The 18125-nt window shown below is 73.1% G+C and carries 17 protein-coding genes; 10 read left to right on the top strand and 7 right to left on the bottom strand.

The features are described from left to right. Positions 1-66 precede the first annotated feature (66 nt). From J2S42_RS05690 to J2S42_RS05675, 4 genes are read left to right on the top strand one after another with little or no spacing between them, the layout of a single operon-like run. Positions 67-426 carry an effector-associated constant component EACC1 gene (locus tag J2S42_RS05690; protein WP_307235914.1) on the top strand — a complete coding sequence of 120 codons (360 nt, stop codon included), beginning with the start codon at positions 67-69 and terminating at the stop codon, positions 424-426. Between the two features lie 19 nt (positions 427-445). After that, positions 446-1687 (top strand): YqgE/AlgH family protein, encoded by a 1242-nt coding sequence (locus J2S42_RS05685; RefSeq protein WP_307235911.1) that lies wholly within the window; start codon positions 446-448, stop codon positions 1685-1687. 13 nt (positions 1688-1700) lie between these two features. After that, entirely contained in the window at positions 1701-3758 is a 2058-nt protein-coding gene (locus tag J2S42_RS05680) for an SIR2 family protein (protein WP_307235909.1), read from the top strand. Positions 3759-3785: 27 nt separating this feature from the next. Continuing rightward, entirely contained in the window at positions 3786-4172 is a 387-nt protein-coding gene (locus J2S42_RS05675) for a hypothetical protein (RefSeq protein ID WP_307235907.1), read from the top strand. A gap of 47 nt (positions 4173-4219) precedes the next feature. Here J2S42_RS05675 and J2S42_RS05670 read toward each other — a convergent pair whose 3' ends face one another. Then, positions 4220-4609 (bottom strand): SRPBCC family protein, encoded by a 390-nt coding sequence (locus J2S42_RS05670; RefSeq protein ID WP_307235905.1) that lies wholly within the window; start codon positions 4607-4609, stop codon positions 4220-4222. A gap of 179 nt (positions 4610-4788) precedes the next feature. Between J2S42_RS05670 and J2S42_RS05665 the strand changes: the two genes are divergently transcribed. After that, positions 4789-5877: a carboxylate-amine ligase gene (locus J2S42_RS05665; RefSeq protein WP_307248631.1), complete on the top strand. Its 1089-nt coding sequence runs from the start codon at positions 4789-4791 to the stop codon at positions 5875-5877. 40 nt (positions 5878-5917) lie between these two features. On the opposite strand, the gene J2S42_RS05660 is transcribed toward J2S42_RS05665, so the two are convergent. Then, positions 5918-6340, bottom strand: coding sequence for a MarR family winged helix-turn-helix transcriptional regulator (locus J2S42_RS05660; protein ID WP_307235903.1), 423 nt, complete (start codon positions 6338-6340; stop codon positions 5918-5920). A 70-nt stretch (positions 6341-6410) separates the two neighbouring features. On the opposite strand from J2S42_RS05660, the gene J2S42_RS05655 reads away from it, so the two are divergent. Then, positions 6411-7130, top strand: a complete 720-nt coding sequence (locus tag J2S42_RS05655) for a hypothetical protein (RefSeq protein WP_307235901.1) — start codon at positions 6411-6413, stop codon at positions 7128-7130. A 6-nt stretch (positions 7131-7136) separates the two neighbouring features. Here J2S42_RS05655 and J2S42_RS05650 read toward each other — a convergent pair whose 3' ends face one another. Together J2S42_RS05650 and J2S42_RS05645 are read right to left on the bottom strand one after the other, a co-directional pair. Further along, positions 7137-9260 carry a xanthine dehydrogenase family protein molybdopterin-binding subunit gene (locus J2S42_RS05650; protein ID WP_307235899.1) on the bottom strand — a complete coding sequence of 708 codons (2124 nt, stop codon included), beginning with the start codon at positions 9258-9260 and terminating at the stop codon, positions 7137-7139. Next, positions 9260-9739 (bottom strand): (2Fe-2S)-binding protein, encoded by a 480-nt coding sequence (locus tag J2S42_RS05645; RefSeq protein WP_307235897.1) that lies wholly within the window; start codon positions 9737-9739, stop codon positions 9260-9262. Before J2S42_RS05645 ends, J2S42_RS05650 begins: the two co-directional genes overlap by 1 nt. A 50-nt stretch (positions 9740-9789) precedes the next feature. Here J2S42_RS05645 and J2S42_RS05640 point away from each other — a divergent pair, with 50 nt between their 5' ends. Together J2S42_RS05640 and J2S42_RS05635 are read left to right on the top strand one after the other, a co-directional pair. After that, positions 9790-10809: a hypothetical protein gene (locus tag J2S42_RS05640; protein ID WP_307235895.1), complete on the top strand. Its 1020-nt coding sequence runs from the start codon at positions 9790-9792 to the stop codon at positions 10807-10809. Next, entirely contained in the window at positions 10806-11540 is a 735-nt protein-coding gene (locus J2S42_RS05635) for an endonuclease/exonuclease/phosphatase family protein (protein ID WP_307235893.1), read from the top strand. The genes J2S42_RS05640 and J2S42_RS05635 overlap by 4 nt, the downstream gene beginning before the upstream one ends. A 507-nt stretch (positions 11541-12047) precedes the next feature. Here the strand turns inward: J2S42_RS05635 and J2S42_RS05630 are convergent. Further along, positions 12048-12584 carry a CGNR zinc finger domain-containing protein gene (locus J2S42_RS05630; RefSeq protein ID WP_307235891.1) on the bottom strand — a complete coding sequence of 179 codons (537 nt, stop codon included), beginning with the start codon at positions 12582-12584 and terminating at the stop codon, positions 12048-12050. 66 nt (positions 12585-12650) lie between these two features. Between J2S42_RS05630 and J2S42_RS05625 the strand changes: the two genes are divergently transcribed. Both J2S42_RS05625 and J2S42_RS05620 read left to right on the top strand, forming a co-directional pair. Next, entirely contained in the window at positions 12651-13973 is a 1323-nt protein-coding gene (locus J2S42_RS05625) for an MFS transporter (protein WP_307235889.1), read from the top strand. Continuing rightward, positions 13970-15322 carry a cytochrome P450 gene (locus J2S42_RS05620; RefSeq protein WP_307235887.1) on the top strand — a complete coding sequence of 451 codons (1353 nt, stop codon included), beginning with the start codon at positions 13970-13972 and terminating at the stop codon, positions 15320-15322. Before J2S42_RS05625 ends, J2S42_RS05620 begins: the two co-directional genes overlap by 4 nt. Positions 15323-15461: 139 nt before the next feature. Here J2S42_RS05620 and J2S42_RS05615 read toward each other — a convergent pair whose 3' ends face one another. Both J2S42_RS05615 and J2S42_RS05610 read right to left on the bottom strand, forming a co-directional pair. Beyond that, complete coding sequence (locus tag J2S42_RS05615; RefSeq protein WP_307235885.1) at positions 15462-16457, bottom strand: MsnO8 family LLM class oxidoreductase; 996 nt, start codon at positions 16455-16457, stop codon at positions 15462-15464. Positions 16458-17093: 636 nt separating this feature from the next. Next, positions 17094-17978, bottom strand: a complete 885-nt coding sequence (locus J2S42_RS05610) for an AfsR/SARP family transcriptional regulator (RefSeq protein WP_307235883.1) — start codon at positions 17976-17978, stop codon at positions 17094-17096. Positions 17979-18125: the final 147 nt, after the last annotated feature.

Here is an 18125-nt window from a genome sequence, read left to right as displayed (position 1 = left end):
GACCGTCGCCGATGTGGCCGGTACCCCGGGGCGGCGGCTATTGTCGGATTTCCATACAGTGGCCGGATGGAGAGCGACGCGGTGCGGGTACGGCTCCGGGTGCAGGGCGACGACCCCGACGAGGTACGGAATCTTCGATCGTGGCTGCAGCAGGAGCGTGCCGTGCGCGCGCACGGCGACCTGCGGTACGCGGAGACGGCCGGCGGCAACGAGATGGGCGTGGGCGTCGAGATGCTCAGCCTGATCGTCGGCAGTGGACTGACGCTGGTCCAGCTCGGCCTCGCCGTCGCGCAGTGGCGGGACACGCGTCGCCCGGCCCCGGTCGTGACGATCACCCGGGAGACCGAGGACGGCCGCACGATCACGCTGGAGACGTCCGACCCGGACGCGGTGGCCACCGCGATGCGCGAGCTCGGCGGGTCATGAGCGGGGAATCATCGGCTCGGTGTCACCGCAGTCCGGCCGGCAGTCCGGCATGACCCGCTCGGACCTGGCCGATCCCGGTGCCTCACAGGTGGTGCTGATCGGGGCCACCACCTACACGCGGCTGCCGTCGCTGCCGTCCGTGGCGGGAAACGTGGCCGCGCTGGCCGAGGTGCTGCGCGACGAGGCACTGTGGGGCGTGCCGGCGGAGAACTGCCACGTGGTGCTGGACGAGGCCAGCCCGCGCGAGGTCGGCCGGGTGATCCGGACCGCCGCGGCGTCGGTCGCGGAGGGTGGGTTGCTGCTGGTCTACTACGCCGGGCACGGGCTGATCGACCCGCTCAACGGGCAGCTGATCCTGGCGCTGGCCGAGTGCGAGCCGGAGGTGCCGGACGAGGCCGGCCTGCCGTACGACTGGATCGGCCGCGCGCTCGCCGGCAGCCCCGCGGCCCGCCGCGCGGTCATCCTGGACTGCTGCTACGCCGGCCGCGCGGACAACCTGATGTCGGCCGAGTCACCGGCCGGCACGGACGAGGTCGCGGACGTCGCGGAGCTGGACCGGACCTGCCTGTTCGTGTCCGCGCCGTCGAACCGGCGGGCCGCCGCGCCGGAGGGCGAGCCGTACACCGCGTTCACCGGCGAGCTGCTGCGCGTGCTGCGCGACGGCATTCCCGGCGGCGATCCGGTGCTGACCATGGCCGCGATCTGGCGCCGGGTCCGCACCGCGCTCACCGCCCGCGGCTTCGAACGCCCGGAGCTGCGTGAACGCAACGCCGGCGGCAGCCTCGGGCTGGTCCGCAACGCGGCGCTGAGCAAGGAGAACCTGGCCGGCCGGGTGCTGCGCGGCGGCCCCGGCGTCGCCGACCGCGACCTGGCGGGCGGCCGGATCCTGGTGCTCGCGCACGACGAGAGCGGCGCGATCGGCGTCGACCTGTACGGGCGGCGCGCGCCGCTGCCGGACGAGTTCGGGCCCGGTTGGCGCGACCTGATGGCCGACCAGTCCGTGCGGTACGGCGGGCCGGTCGCCCGGGACGGCTACATCGCGCTGGCCCAGGTGCGCCCGCAGGCGACGCCGCCGCCGCGGTTCACGCCGATCCGGGACCGGCTCGGCGTCCTGTCGCTGGCGGCGCCGCCGGACGATCTGCGGCACACGTTCGCCTGGATCCGCGTGTTCAGCGGTTACCTCGGCTGGGCGCCGGGCGAACTAGAGTCCTATTTGGACAGTGGCGCGCTCGTCCGTACCCAGGAAAGACCACCGGCGTGAGCGGAGAGCTGTGATGTCCGAGCAGATCCTCGCGGACCGGCTGTACGAATCGTTCCGCCGGGAGGAGCAGATCACGCTGATCCTCGGCTCCGGCATCGGCGCGGACGCCACGCCCGGCGTCGCCGACGTGCTGCGGCTGGCCGAACAGTACGCGGTCGGCCGCAGCGACGGTGGTGACCTGACCCGCATGCTGGCGCTGGCCCGGGCCCGCCGCGGCGACGGCGCACCGACCGAGCTGTACACGGAGTACCGGCGGATCTTCGCGAACTGGGTCGGCGGCGACGGCTTCGACGTGATCGCGCAGCAGGCCGTGCTGGAGAAGTACCGGCCGCCGGACCGGCTGGCCGGCCCGCTGGCCACGCACGGGCTGTGGCAGCGCGTCACCGCGGAACTCGGCGAGGACCTGGAGAACGACCTCGGCTCGTGGACGCTGTCGCCCGCGGTCGAGGCGCTCGGCGCGGTCCTGGCCGGGCTGCCCGGCGCGTTCGACAACCGGGTGCTGACCACGAACTTCGACCCGCAGCTGGAGGTCGCGATCCGCACCGCCAGCGGCCGGGCGATCACCACACCGCTGGACGTGGACGGCCGCTGGGACCGCAACAACGCGTACGACGGCGCGGTGCGGGTCTTCCACCTGCACGGGTTCTGGCGCCCGGTGGTGACCGGTGACCGTACGCCGCTGGTGCACGACCCGGCCCGGTTCTCCCGCAAGCCCACGATCGGCCCGGTCGCGGACCTGATCACCGGCGACACCGTGTGCGTGATCGGCAGCAGCGACTGGGCCGGCACGATCACGTCCGCGCTGGCCGAGGTGACCCGGCACCGGCCGGTCACGGTGCTGTGGGCGCTGCATCCGGACGACCCGGACGGCGCGGCCCGGCGTGCCGAGCAGCTGCGCGGCGAGGGCGTCACCCAGGTCGAGTGCTTCGCCGGCGTGGACGCGGAACGGCTGCTGTCCGGGCTGGCCGCGCGCGTCGGCGTGACCGTGGTGCCGCGTACGTCCGGCCCGCGGCACCGGCACCGGCACCCGATCTGGGAGCGGGAGTTCGTCTCGCACCCGGCCGCGACCCCGCCGGACGGCTTCCTCGGCCTGATCCGGCAGCTGGAGCGCCGGTTCGGCTGGCAGTTCTCCCCGGCCGACACCGGCACCCCGTCGCTGATCTTCTGGCCGGTACGGCTGCGCGCCCGCACCTCGGTGATCCACATGGCACAGGCGCTGGTCGCGGGCGCGCTCGCCAGCCGGGGCGCGAGCTTGCTGGTCTGCCTGGACGACTTCGGCATCCGCGACCCGCGGGTCACCGGCGCCGGATTCGAGGCCGACCTGCGTCGCTGGATCGGCGCCACCGCGCCCGGTCTGGACGTCGACTTCGTGTCGCTGTCCGAGTTCATCCTGCAGCAGCACGAGTCGCACGGCCCGGAACAGCTGCTCCGGCCGGTCGACCCGTGGACCGTGGCCCGCGAGTTCTACGGCGAGCACAACCCGTCGCTGTACAGCGTGCTGTCCGCGATCAAGGCGGTGCCGAACGTGGCCGCGCACGAGCTGGAGCCGCGCGCCTGGGAGATCGTCCAGGCCCTGCTGCGCCGCAACACGAACCGGCTGCTGACGCCGATGACGATGTGGGCGTACCTGCATCATCTGCTCCTGGACCGTCCCGCCCACTCGATCATGACGCTGGGCACCCGGGACGACGCGCTGTTCTGGCAGCAGTGGCGGGAGATGTACCGGTTCGGGATCGCGCAGCTCTACAACCCGCACATCTCCAGCCTCACCCACAAGTCCGAGATGCTGCGCTGGGACGACGCCGAGTCGCTGCGCGAGCACCTGGCCGAGACGTGCGCGGTCCCCGGCTGGGACGCCGACGGCCGGTACGTGTCCTGGCTGCTGCAGAACGCGGTGCTGCTGCCGAACTACCTGACCGGGACCGCTCCCCCGGAGACCGGCGGCTACGTCCTCGACTCGTGGGCCGATTTCATGGCCGCGCTGGACGGCGGCGCCCCCGCGCTCGCCGTCCTCGCCGACCAGGCCACGCTCTGGTACCGCGGCGACCCGGGACCTTCGGCCGTTTCGTGAGCGGGCATCGATGGGTACGCTCGGGGCATGGTCCTTCACGCGACGATCGAGCTGCCCGTCCTCGCCGGCCGGTGCGCGGCCGCGCTGGGGGAGGAGCTGACCGCCTACCTCGCCGGTGCCGACACGGTCGCCGAGCTGGACGCCTGGCGGGCCGGCGCCCCCGCGCCCGACCCGGCCCGCACGGTCGTCCGGCTCGCCGCCGGCACCGAGCTGATCCGCATCTTCGCCGCCGAGAACCTGCTGTCCCACCTGCGACACTGGCTGCGCGAGATGACCGACACCGAGGACGGCCCGCTGGTCCCGGCCCGCGCGATCCGCACGGCCGGCACCGACATCCAGCCCATCAAGACCGTCCTCCAGGCCGCCCACTTCTGGGTCACCGAACGCAGCCGCACCCACCCGGTCGCCGCCTGACGGCCACCGCCGGCATCACGCCTCGGGACCGTGATGCCGGGCCGCGGTCAGCCGGCGGTGAAGTTGTCGCTGACGTCGCGCCGTAGGTGGGTCATGGTCTCCTCGAGGAGCGTGCGCAGCCGCTGCTCGCTGACCGGCGCGGTCACCTCGGCGCGCAGCTCGCTGCCGCCGGCCGGGGCGTCGCCGACCCGGGCGGAGGCGTGCGGGCCGGTGTCGTCCGCGGTGCGGCAGCGCATCTCCATCCGCTCCGGGTCGATCTCCACGTCGTACTCGGTCTCGTCCTGCCCGCTGCGCACCCGCACCCGGCCGCCGGGCACGGGCTCGGCCGTCACGCCCACCGGCAGCCACCGGGTCATCCTGTCCGGGTCGGTGAGCACGCCGAACACCACCTCCGCCGGGGCGTTGAACCCGTACGTCTCCTGCACCAGCGTCGTCATGTCGTCGCCCTCCCGGCGTGCCTGTCCGTCACACCACGGGCTTCCCCGCCGGCCCGGCTTCACACCCGATCATCGCCACCCGCGGACGTTTACCGCCCCGGATGGCGGGAAGCCCGGTCCGGCCCGACGCGCCGGTCACGGCGCGTCCTGACGAAGCGAGGACGCTCGTGGTCGAGACGCTGCGACGCTGGACTCGGCCGGGGTTCGCCGCCGGCCCCGTCGTACCGACGATCGGTGTGGAAGAGGAACTTCTGCTGCTCGACCCGCAGACCGGGGAGAACATGCCGGTCGCGGACCGGGTCCGCGCCGGTCTGCCGCACCCGGTACGGGAGCACAGCCGCGCCGAGTCCCGGCGCAGCATGATCGAGATGGTCAGCCCGGTCTGCACCCGGCTGCCGGAACTCTCCTACCACCTGCACCGGCACCGGCGGATCGCGGCGCTGGCCGCTCGCGACTCCGGCGCCCGGCTGACCGCGATCGGCGCCACGCCGCTGCGTGCGCCGGGCCCGCACGTCCCGACCGGGCAACGGGACGGACTCTGCGGCCTGCACGTGCACGTCGGCGTACCGGACCGGGAACTGGCCGTGCAGGTCTGCGCGCACCTGCGGGTCTGGCTGCCGCTGCTGCAGGCGATGAGCGCGAACTCGCCGATCTTCGACGGCGTGGACACCGGCCACGCGAGCTGGCGCAGCGTGCAGATCCAGCGATGGCCGAGCCTCGGGCCGACGCCGGTGTTCGGCTCCGCCGCCGAGTACGACGAGGCCGTCCACGCGCTGCGGGACTCCGGCGTGCTCGTCGGCGACGCGAAGGTCCACTGGTACGCGCGGGTCTCCGAACGCTGTCCCACGGTCGAGATCCGGGTCGGTGACGTGTGCGCCACCGCGCGCGACACGGTGCTGATCACCGCGCTGCTGCGGGCGCTGGTCGCCACCGCCATCGACGACGTACGGGACGGCATCCCCGCGCCGGACGTACCCGAGTGCACGGTCACGGCCGCGCACTGGCGGGCCGCGCGCGACGGGTTGGACGCGGAGCTGTTCGACCTTCGCGTGGGCCACTCCCGCCCGGCTGGGCACCTGGTCGGCGACCTGCTGGCCACGGCCTCCCCGGCCCTGATCCGGCACGGCGACCTGCCGTCGGTGATCGCGGCGCTGTCCCTGCTGCGGCGCGTCGGCACCGGCGCCGCCCGGCAGCGCCGCGTGCTGCAAGCGACCGGCGACCTCCGGCACGTGCTCAACATGGTCGCCCGGCTCACCGTGATGGGCTGAGCCTCCGCCACCGGCCGGGCCGCGAGCCGGTCGTTGCGGCTCAGCGGTTGCCGGCGGACTCGATCAGGCGGATGAGCTGGTCGCGGAAGTGGTCGTAGTCGTCGACGGCGCCGAAGAACCGGTCGGAGCGGCGTTCCTCGTCGCGGGCGGCGGTGAGGGCCCGGGTGCCGAGCGGGGTGATCACGGCGACCGTGCGGCGCCGGTCGGCCGGGTCGGTGCTGCGGGTGATGTGGCCGGTGCGGGCCAGGCGGTCGATGGTGCGGCTCATGGTCTGGTCGGTGACGCGGGAGCGGCGGGCCAGCTCGCGCTGCGGGAGCGGGCCGTCGGCCAGGTGGTGCAGCGTGATCAGGCCGGCGTGGGTCAGGCCGAGCCCGGCGAGGAAGTCGTCGAAGCGGGCCTCGACCATGCGGGCGGCCACGGACAGCAGCCGGCCGGTCGGCCAGGAGTCGACGTCCGCGCGCATCGGATCATCCTTTCACGCGGCTGAGCCGCTTTACCGGGCGGCCGGACCGGGCAACCATGGAGGAATGTGGATGTCGGCGGAGGCGCCGGCCGACTACGTGGCGTTCGTCGGCCGGCGGCTGCCGGAGCTGCGTGCGCGCGTCGCGCGGGAGGTTCCGGCACTCGGGCTGGAGCGGGCGGAGGTGCTCGCCGAGGTGCTGTCCGGCCTGGCCGGCCGGTGGTCGGCGCTGCGCGCGGCCGCGATGCTGCTGCGGCGGCCGGGTCTCGTCGACCGGCACCTCGACCGGATCGTGCGCCGCGAGGCCCGGCGCTGGCGCGAGCGGCAGATCTACCCGATGGACCTCGTCGTCTGGGAGACGCCCGGCACCGCCGAACTCCGCGGTGCTCCCGAGCCGGGCGGCACCGCGGAGTTCCGCGCTCTTGCTGAGCCGGTCGGCACCGCGGAGTTCGGTGGGAACTCCGCGGTCCGCGGGATCTCCGAGGCCGGTGGAAGCGCCGGGACGCCTGTGACCTCGCATCTCGGCGCAACTGCCGAGACCTTCGCGATCTTCGGGACCACCGCGACCGGAGCCGAGCCGGTCCGGGCCCGGCCCGCCCCGTCCGGCCGGGTCAGCGTCGCGCTGCGCCGGGCGGCGGTGCTGGACTCGACCGTACGTCTGGGGTCCGCCGCCCTCGCCGAGGCCTCGATCGCGTGGTGGCACGCGTTCGAGGCCCGCCGCCGGGCCGGCCGGATGATCCGCCTGACCGCCGTCGCCCTGCTCGTGCTGATCTACCTGACCGCGCAACTCTGAAGGCCCTCAGCCCACCGCCACCCCGTACGGCATGCCGGTGACCGGTGCACCGTCGACGGCCAGCGCGGACGCGATCGCGGCCGCGGCCGGTGGATACGCCAGCTCGCCCAGGCCGCCGATCGGCGCCTCGGACGGCACCAGCACCACGTCGATCTCCGGGCAGTCGCCGATCCGCGCCCACGCGTAGTCCCGGAACGACGACTGCACCACCGCGCCGTCACGCACGGTGATCTGCGCGCCGAGGACGGTGGAGAGCGCGTCCAGGATGCCGCCCTCGACCTGTGCGCGTACGCCGGACGGGTGGATCGGGATGCCCACGTCGACGGCCGCGGTCACCCGTCGTACCCGGCGGGTGGCCGGATCCGCGGTGACCAGCACCGCGATCGCGGAACCGTAGTCGAGGTGGCAGGCGGCGCCGCGACCCGGGCCGCCGGTCCAGCCGTCCCGGTCCGCGGCCGCGTCCAGCACCCGGCGCAGCCGTGAGTCCGCCGGCAGCAGCCGCCGGCGCAGCGCGACCTGGTCGTGGCCGCCGCGGCGGGCGATCTCGCTCAGGAAACACTCCTCCGCGTAGCCGAACTGCCCCGCGTACACCGCGCGCCAGAATCCGGTCCGCAGCGGCGCCGGCCGCAGCGTCACCGTGACCTCGCCGGGCACCGCGTAGGGGAAGTGGTCGCCGCTCGCCTTCACGATCGCCGGGTTGCCGAAGACCGGCAGAACGGTCAACGGCCAGGTCACGACCGCATGTGTACGGGAGATGGGCACGCCGTCCGCATCCAGCTCGGCGGTCAGCCGGTGCACGGACATCGGCCGGTACGAGTCGTGCCGCGTGTCGTCGTCCCGGGTCCACCGCACGGTCACCGGCGCTCCGGCGGCGCGCGAGCAGGCGATCGCCTCCAGCGTGGCGTCCGGCTCGATCCGCCGCCCGAACGCGCCACCGGCCAGCGTCGGCGTCACCTCGACGGCCGCCTCGGCGAGCCCGAACTGCCGGGCCAGCTGAGTGCGCAGCGAACCGGGATCCTGGATCGGCGCCCATACCCGCAGCCGTTCCGCGGTGACGTGTGCGGTCGCGTTCATCGGCTCCATCGGCGCGTGCGCCAGCAACGGCAACCGGTACACCCGCTCCGCCGCCGCGACACCCACCTGCGCGGCGGCGGGACCTGCCTGCGCGGCGGGACCTGCCTGCGCGGCGGGACCTGCCTGCGCCGCCGCCGACTCCGCCTCCGTCGCGGCGGAAACTCCCTGCGGCGTCGAGGCCGCCGCAGGGGGCGCGGGTGGGAGTGCCGCCTCCAGATCCGCCAGCCAGGTGCGGCTGTCCGCGTCCGGGGTGCCGCCGGTCCAGGTGACCCGCAGTGCCTCGCGGCCGCGCAGGGCTGCCGTGGTGGATCGGGCCACGACCGCGACGCCGCCCTGCCCGTCGCCCGGCGCGGTCAGCCGGACCACGGTGACCACGCCGTCGACCGCCCGCGCGGCCGTGTCGTCCACGGTGGACACGACCGCGCCGATCCACGGTGGCCGGGCCACGACAGCGACCAGGCGGCCGGCCGGGGCGGACTCGGCGCCGTAGCGGGCCCGGCCGGTGACGATCTCGCGGGCGTCGGCGCGGCCGGCGTCGGTGCGGCCGATCAGCCGCCACGCGGACGGCGGTGTGAGCGTGACCGGGACCGTGGCCGGGTCCAGTGCGGCCGCGTCCGCGACCAGCGCGCGGTAGGGGAGGGCGCCGCGGCGCGGGTGGGTGACTCGGCCGCGGGCCGCGGTGCAGGAGCCGGCCGGGACCCGCCAGCGCGCGGCGGCGGCCGCGACGAGCAGGCAGCGGGCGGTCGCGGACGCGGTGCGCAGCGGTTCGGTGAGCTGGCGGCTGGAGAACGAGTTCGCCACCCCCTGCGGGCCGTAGGTGGCGGTGTCGCCGGGCGCCTGCTCCAGCGTCACGTCCGCGACCTCGACCGCGAGCTCCTCCGCGACCAGGATCGCGGCCATGGTCCGTACCCCCTGGCCGGTGTCGGGTTTGGGCACGGTCGCCACGATGCGCCCGTCCGGGTCGACGCGCACGAACACCGAGGGTCGCAGCGTAGCGCCGGGGAGCGGAACGGCGACGATCAAGGCGGCGCCGAGCAGCGTACGGCGGGTGACCATCACGCCTCCCGGGCCAGCTCGGCGGCGCGGCGCACGGCCGCCCGGATGCGCGGGTACGTCCCGCAGCGGCAGACGTTGTCCCGCAGCGCGGCGTCCACCTGGGCGTCGGTCGGGTCCGGCACGCTCGCCAGCAGCGCGACCACCGTCATGATCTGGCCGGGCTGGCAGTAGCCGCACTGCGCGACGTCCAGCTCCAGCCAGGCGCGCTGCACCGGGTGGTCGCCGCGGTCGGACAGCCCTTCGATCGTGGTGATCGCGGCGTCCTGCGAGTCGGCGACCGTGCGCACGCACGGCCGGGCCGCGGCGCCGTCGATCAGTGACGTGCACGCGCCGCACGCGCCGACGCCGCAGCCGTAGCGCGGGCCGGTGACGCCCAGCTCGTCGCGCAGCGCCCAGAGCAGCGGCGTGTCGCCGGGGACGTCCACGGTTCTGCGTCTGCCGTTGACCCGCAACCGGTACCGGCCCATCATGGCTCCCATCGAACAGCGTCCATTGTTCAGCTTACTGAATATCCGGCATACTCCCTTCCGTGGTCAACGACTCCGCGGTACGAAGTGAGCGCGCCCTGCTGATCGGCGTCCCGGCGGTGGCGCTGCTGACCGGGCTGGTCTGGCTGGCCGGCCAGGGTCTGCGCCCGATCGCGTTCCTGCCGGACGCGGGCGCGAGCTGGTACTACTGGCAGCTGCCGGAGCCGACCGCGTGGACCCGGCTGTCCGCCTGGCTCGGCTACGCCACGCACCAGCTCGTCTCCTGGGGACTGATCTGGTGGGCGCAGACCCGGGTGCGCCGGTACAGTCGCGGACTCACCCGGGTCAACGTGGTCGCGCTCGCGGTGAACCTCGGTTTCGTCGCGCTGCACCTGGCGCAGACGCACGTGTTCTACGACGGGCTCGCCCAGGACGTGTCGATCTTCAGTTCGCAGGGCTCGGTCGTACTCCTGCTGGTCGTGGTGTTGTTGATGGAGAACCGCCGGCGCGGGCTGGCCGCCGGCCGGCGTGCCCCGATCCCGGCCACCGTGGTCGACTTCGCCCGCCGGTACCACGGCTACCTGTTCAGCTGGGCGGTGATCTATACGTTCTGGTACCACCCGATGGAGGTCACCGGCGGCCACCTGATCGGCTTCTTCTACGTGTTCCTGCTGTTGCTCCAGAGCAGCCTGATCTTCACCACCGCGCACGCGAACCGCTGGTGGACGGTCAGCCTGGAACTGCTGGTCGCGGTGCACGGCACGCTGGTCGCGGTGATGAACTCGGGCCCCGGCGGCGCGTGGCCGATGTTCCTGTTCGGCTTCCTCGCCGTCTTCGTCATCACCCAGATGCACGGCCTGGGACTGGGTTCCCGTACCCGCTGGTGGATCTTCGCCGGGTATGCCGTGGCCGCGATCGCGGTCTACTCGTGGCGCGGCCTCGGCGAGATCCACGAGGTCACCCGCATCCCGATGGTCGAGTACCTGCTGATCATCCCGCTTGTGCTGGTCATCTGGCCGGTCGCGCTCCTTGCCGGTAACCGCGTTCGTGCGGAAGGTGGTTGTCGTCGGATTCGATCATGAGACTGCTGACGTTCAACACGCTGTTCACCGGCGACGTGACCGCGCGGCTGACCGCGCTCGGCGCACTGCTGGAACCGTCCGGTTACGACGTGGTCTGCCTGCAGGAGGTCATGTACCGCGGGCACGTACGCCTGCTGCGCCGCGGTTTCCCGCACCGGTTCCACACCGGGCCGGTGCTGCTGCGGGGCGGTCTGGTGCTGCTGTCCCGGCGGCCGATCACCGCGCCGCGGTTCGTGCCGTACCCGAGGACCGGCCCGGCGCGGCCGGAGTGGCTGATGCGGAAGGGGTTCCAGGCGGCGACGATCGACGGCGTGCTGGTGGTCAACACGCACCTGTCGGCGAACCGTGACGGCGACTGGTCCGGCGGGAACCGCTACATCGCGGTGCAGCGGGCGGAGCTGGACCGGCTCGCGTCCTGGCTGGCCGCCGAGGCCGGGCCGGACCGGCCGGTGATCGTGACCGGCGACCTGAACGTGCCGCGGGGGAAGCCGGCGCTGCGCGACTTCCTGGACGCGACGGGATTGCGCGACGTGCTGGCCGGTGACCCGCGGCCCACCTGCCGGCCCACCGCGCGGTGGCCGTCGCCGCCGGCGTTCGACCATGTACTGGGCCGGGGCTTGCGTGGCCGTGCCGACCCGGTGTTCCAGGACGAGGTGCCGCTGGCGGAGGGCCGCTCTGCTTACCTGTCCGACCACTACGGGGTGGCTGCGGAACTGAGCCCGCAGTTGTAGCGGGTTATATCGTGCAATTTCGGGACCGGAGTGCCCGGGTGGATCCGGCCCTGACGTCGGCGGCCCGGGGTCCAGGGGACTTGCACGAACCCGTGCCGGGCCGGCGGCGTCGGTGGCATGGCGGTCGCGTCGCGTCGGCGTCACGAAGAACCTCAGAACGACGATTCGCGTCACGAGATCCACTGAGGCTGACCGGTTCGGACGTATGTGACCGCTTCCACCCGGGTGACGACGGGGATCGGGGCGGCTCTGCCGGCGGCGCGGTCGGCGGAACCACCGGCGGCGGTCGGTGCATCTCGCCGCGTACGGCGGATGGTTCCGTCTTTCGGGTCCGGATGCCGGATCGCGATGGTCGGCGCCGCGGCCGGCGGGTGGTCGGGTGGCGGGTGCCGCTTCCGGGTGCCGGCGAGGCGGCGAGGCGGCGAGGCGGAAAGGCGGAAAGGCGGTGACGCGGCGAGGTCCGTGGTGACGCGGTGAGGTGGGAGGTGGTGGCGCGGGGGCCGGGGGCTAGCGAGGGGTGGACTGGCGGCGGCGGTAGGCGGCGACCTTGGTGCGGTTGCCGCAGATGCCCATGGCGCACCAGGTGGCGGTGCGGCTGCGGGAGTGGTCGTAGAAGACCCAGCGGCAGCCGTTGTGGTGGCAGGTCTTGAGCCGGGGCCAGGTGCCGTCGCGCTGCGCCTCGTAGGTGATGGTGAGCAGCGTGGCGAGGATGCCGCGGTGGCCGTCCTCGGCGGGGGCCAAGCGGATCGTGCCGGTCGGGTGCGGGGCGAACCGCAGCGGGGCGTGGTCGGCGAGGCGGGCCAGAAGGTCGTCGTCGGGGGTGCCGTCGCCGCAGCGGGACCGCAGTTCCCGGCGCAGGGCGCGCAGCCGGTCGAGCGCGCGCGGGCCGGGGGGTGGCAGGTCGTTGCCGGGCAGCCAGTCGTACGCCGTGGCGGGTGCGCCGAGCAGGTCGGTGCCCCGCTCGACGTGCAGCGTGTTGAGGAAGTCCTGGACCGTCCCGAGGCGGCCGGGTGCGGCGGCGGGGGCGGTACGGCCGGTGTTCACCCCGCTAGTTAACCACCGTTGTGCTGAGGATGGTTACGTAACTATCGTCTGGGCAATGAGGGTTACATGACGATCTGGCGAAACCGCGACTTCCGGTGGCTCTGGGCCGGGCAGTCGGTCTCCGTGCTGGGCTCGCAGATCACTACGTTCGCGGTGCCGGTGCTGGCGATCACCGCGCTCGGTGCGGATGCGGCGCAGCTCAGCGTGCTGCGTACGGTGGAGTTCCTGCCGTTCCTGTTCCTCACGCTGCCGGTCGGGCTGTGGGTGGACCGGCGTCCGGCCCGGCCCGCGATGATCGCGGCGAACCTGCTGCGTGGTGTGCTGATCGCGGCCGTCGCGCTGACCGGGGTCGCCGGTGTGCTGCACCTGACCGGACTGTCCGTGGCGCTGCTGCTGATCGGTGCGGCCACGGTGGTCTTCGACGTCGCGCACCTGTCCTATCTGCCGGCGATCGCGGGGCGGGACCAGCTCGTCGACGGCAACAGCAAACTCTCGGTCAGTGCCTCGGTCGCGGACGTGGCCGGGCCCGGCCTCGCCGGTGCGCTGGTCCAGGCGCTGACCGCACCGGTCACGCTGCTGCTGGACGCGGCGTCCTACCTGTTCTCCGCGGCCACCCTGCTGGCGATCCGCGCACCGGACGAGGCGCGGCCGCAAACGCCGTCACCGGACGCGGCGCCACCGCGAGTGCCGCCGACCCCGCTGCGTCGCCAGCTCGCCGACGGGATCGCGCTGGTGGTGCGTGATCCATACCTGCGGGCTATCTGCCTGGAATCGTTCGCCTACAACTTCTTCGTCCAGTTCGGAGAGACGCTGATCGCGCTCTACGCGCTCACCGCGCTGGGCCTGACCGCCGGCACCCTCGGCCTCTGCATCGGCGCCGGTAGCCTCGGTGGCCTGGCCGGGGCCGTGTTCGCGCCGCGTGCGGTGCGCCGGTTCGGTTTCGGGCCCACGTTCACCGCCGGCACCGCGCTCGGCTGCGCCGCTCCCGTCCTGATCCCGCTGGCCGGTGCCGGCGGCACGCCGATCGCCGCCGGTGCGCTGATCGCGGCCGCATACCTGATCACCGGTTTCGGCGTGACGATCTCCGTGATCGGCTCGGTCACGCTGCGGCAGAGCGTGGCGCCGCCGCACCTGCTCGGCCGGGTCAACGCGGTGATGCGGCTGGCGAGCTACGCCGCGATCCCGTGCGGCGCGGCCGTGACCGGGGTCGTCGCGTCCGCGTTCGGCGTGCGTACCGGCCTGTTCGCCGGTGCCGCCGGCCTGCTGCTACCGCCGGTGATCCTGCTGCTCTCGCCCGTACCGCGGCTGAAAGGTCTTTTGGGTGTTGTTCCGGCTCCTGCGAGCGGGGTCGAAGACGATCATAGACGTCGATACGATTCGGGGTCGTGACGACGGACAGTGTGATGCGGACCCCGATCGTGCGCGGTCTTCCCGTGGTGGGCAATCTGCTGCCGATGAGCAAGGACCCGGCGCGGTTCTTCGTGGACGGTTACCGTGAGCACGGGCCGGTCTTCCGGGTGCGGATCCTCGGCCGGGAGCATGCGGTGCTCGCCGGGCCGGAGGCGGCCGAGTTCATGGGCACGAAGGAGGGGCGGGAGTGCCTGCGGTCGCGCGAGTTCTGGCACGGGCTCGTCGACGAGTACGGTGCGACCCGCACGCTGTCCGGTGAGGACGGTGCGGGGCACAAGGAGCTGCGCGACATCATGCGCCGCGGCTACTCCCGGGAGGCGATCGCGGACCGGCTGGACGAGGTCGTCGCGATCACCGACCGCAACATCGACCGCACCTGGCGGCCGGGCGCGACCGTGCCGGTGCTGCGTGCGATGCAGGCGCTGGTCACCGATCAGCTGGGCGAGCTGATGACTGGCGCGTCCCGCCCGGAGTACGTGGACGACGTCCGGCGCGTCACCATGTACATCCTGAACGTGCTGGTCACCCGGCAGCGCCCGCGCCTGCTGCTGCGCGACCCGCGCTACCGGCGAGCGAAGGCCCGCGTGGCCGAGCTGAGCCGCCTGATGATCGAGGACCGGTCACGGCCCGGCGCGGCGGCGCGACCGGCGATCCTGCTCGACGACCTGCTCCGCGCGAACCGGGAGAACCCGCGCGCGATGCCCGACTCCGACCTGATGATCAGCGTGACCGGCCCTTACGTGGCCGGTCTGGACACGGTCGCGAACACGATCGGCGCGTTCGTCTACGCGGTGCTGAAACACCCCGACGTGCATCAGCGGGTACGAGCGGAGGCCGACCAGCTGTTCGCCAGGCCGACACTGACCGAGCGTGACCTCCGGGGCATCCCGGCGATCCGCGGCGCGCTGATGGAGACGATGCGGCTCTACCCGACCGCGGTGGTGCAGATGCGCACCGCCACCCGCGACTTCACGTTCCAGGGCCACCGGATCGCGGCCGGCGAGACGCTCTACATCGGCACCACCGTGCCGCACTTCCTCGAGGAGTTCTACCCCGACCCGTACCGTTTCGACATCGACCGGTACGAGAAGCCGCGCGCGGAGCACCTGCAGACCGGGGCGTACTCACCGTACGGCCGCGGCCAGCACGTCTGCCTCGGCAAGACGCTGGCGGACGTGCAGATGCTGGTCACCATGGCCCGGATGTTCCACCGCCTGGACATGCGCCTGCCGTCACCGGACTACGAACTGGCCACCAAGGTCACCCCGACACCGGGACCGGCGCTGTCGTTCACGGTCACGGTCGACCGCCACCGCGCGGCCGGGTGACCGTCGCGGCGCAGCCGGCCGGCATCCTCAGCCCGGCCCCGGTCCCCGGCGCGGTACGGCGGTGGGCCGGCCGTCGCCGCACCTTCCGACTCCGCCGTCGGTCGCCACGAAAGACCGGAGGGGCGTGCGGATGCCCTGCTCACGGCCGGCCGAAGAGCGCGGCCAGGGCCGCGTCGGAGGCCGCCAGGGCGGAGCGGTCGAAGGTGCTGCCGGCGGTGACCAGTTCGGCGGCGCCGGTGCGATCGAGCAGCGCGGTGAGCCGGCTCTCCACCTGCGCGGGCGTGCCGGTGATCGCGGCGGCCACGGCCTGCTCGAGATACTGCTGCTGGCGAGCCGTGCGGGTGGCGGAGCGCGCCACGCCCACCGGCTCCAGCGGCGGGAAGACACCGGTGGTGCGACTCTGCGCCATCGCCCACGCCTCCGGCAGCAGCAGGTCCGCGGCCTCCGCGGTGGTGTCCGCGACCAGCACGTCCAGGCTGATCGCGACCCACGGCACCGGCTGCCGCGCGGACGGGCGGAACGTGCGCCGGTAGTCGTCCAGCGCGGCCCGCCCCGGCTCCGGGTCGCCGCCGACACCGAGCAGCGGCCCGCCCACGATGACCGGCAGCCCCAGCTCGGCCGCGATCCGCAACCCGCTGCCGGTGGCCAGCACGTACAGCGGGATGGTCCCCGCCGGCCGCGGGTGCAGCCCGATCTCCGCCGTCCCGGTGAGGAACCGGCGCAGCTCCGCGACGTCCGCCGCGAAGTCGGTCTCCGCCTGGCGCAGCGCCCGGCGTACCGGCGCGGTGAACCCGGGCGAGCGGCCGAGCCCCAGATCGACCCGGCCGGGCGCGAACGCGGACAGCGTCGCGAACTGCTCCGCCACGACCAGCGGCTGATGATGCGGCACCATCACACCGGCCGAGCCGATCCGGATGGCCGAGGTCGCGCCGGCGATCGCGGCCAGCAGCACGGCCGGGGCCGCGCCCGCGATCCCGGGTACGCCGTGATGCTCCGCGACCCAGAACCGTTCGTAGCCGAGCCGTTCCGCGTGCGCCGCGCGCGTGACCGTGCCCCGGAGCGCGTCCGGTTCTGCTTCACCGGTCCGGGTGCGCGAGCGATCGAGCAGCGAGAGACGCGGTCCGAAGTTGATCACCCTAGGGTCAGCACGACCGGAGCGCCGCTTGTTCCCGAGCCCGGTGTGCGCCGCGTCAACCGCGCTGCGCTGCGGATATTTCACCTGTTGACGGCCAGGCCGACATCTGCCTGGACGTCGACGGCGGCTCGCCTCGTCCTCAGCGACGTCGACGTCCTCGCAGGCCCGCCCGCGTCATCGCGGTCGGCGGAACCCGCAGGCGACGGTCATCTCGTGCTGCGGCGTGCCGGCCGTGGCCCAGCCGCTTTTGTTCGAGTGGCAACTCGCTTGCCAAGGATTGTAGACCGGACGGGTGATTCCGTCGACCTGGTCGATTATGTGAGCTACAGTCCTACGCGTGGGGATGGTTCCTGAAGGGTGGGGCCGGCCGATGAGCCGACCCCCGGTGGGGTGGTGCTGATCGTTAATCCTCGATGAACAGAATTCCGCTGATCGCTCCGATGGCTTTGACGAAGAGCATCAGCAGCAAGGGGGTGGGCACATTCATCCAATCTGATGATCGTAACTGCGGCCTACTTTGATGGGATCCCGCGTTGCTACCGTAGAAATCCCATCGAAGATAGTAGTTATGATCATCCGAAGTGGATAGTGATTCCACCCTGCGGGTGAATGTGTGCTGGCGGACGCCGCTAAACCCTAATGGAACCGCGACATGTAGACGTATTGATCGCGCCCTGCGAAGTGGACGGTACCGCAGTTCGTAGCTGTCTGCTGGACCCGCCCGCCGTACATCTCGTCCCGGCCGTGCGACTCGTGGGATTCGTGTGGGGGGCGATGCGCGGCGGGCGGGTTTGTGGTCAAGTGGGTGGCGAGGGTGCGGACCGAGTCGCTCGGGCGGGCGGCGGCGAGGTGCCACATGCGGGTGGTGGCGTCCGTGAGGAACTGGTCGATGTCGGCGTGGCGTCCACTGTGGGCGAGCGCCTCCAGGCCGATCATGATGATGTCGTCGGTCGGCGTGATCTCGGTCAGCAGGGCGGTGACGCCGGTGGCGGCGGCCGCGTGGGCGCCGTCGGCCATCTGACGGCGGAAGAGCGCGCAGCACGCGTCCGTACGTTCCTGGCGCATGCGGTACGACTGGCGCTCGGCCCAGTCCGTGCCGATGTCGGCCAGCGCGTCGCCGTGCCACATCGCGAGCGCCCGCGTGTAGAGGTCCGCGGCCGGGCCGGCGGAAGTCTCGCGGGCGGCGTCCCGCACGAGCGCGGTGAAGCGGTGATAGTCGACGGACTCCGGTGGTACGTGCAGCGCGTAGCCGGTGCGGCGCCGGTTCGTCAGCACGCCGGGTGCGGCACCGGCGGCGGTCAGCGCGGCGCGGACGGCGCGGGCGTAATGGGCCAGCGTCTCGCCGGCCTTCTCCGGCGGGTCGCCGTCCCACAGGCAGTCGATCAGCGCGTCCGTACTCACCAGCCGGCCGGGCCGGAGTGCGAGCGCGGCGAGCAGGCCGCGCTGTGCCGCGCGCTCCGGACGTACCGGCGTGTGGTCATCATTGGTGATCTCCACCGGGCCGAGCAGGCGAATCTCCATGTCCGGTCACCCCCGGAACGCAGTGTCGCATCGCCGGGCACAAATTTTGTTGTCGGCGGCCCAGCCTGCACCGTCCCGGTTTCCGTCCGGGTTCGCGTCCCGTTTCCCGTCCGCGGGGCACGCCGATGCTTCGACCGTCATGCCGCA

The sequence above is a fragment of the Catenuloplanes indicus genome (genome assembly GCF_030813715.1).
Lineage (GTDB): Bacteria > Actinomycetota > Actinomycetes > Mycobacteriales > Micromonosporaceae > Catenuloplanes > Catenuloplanes indicus.
The sequence above is the reverse complement of the archived record's forward strand: the minus strand, read 5'-3'. Positions and strand labels throughout refer to the sequence as shown.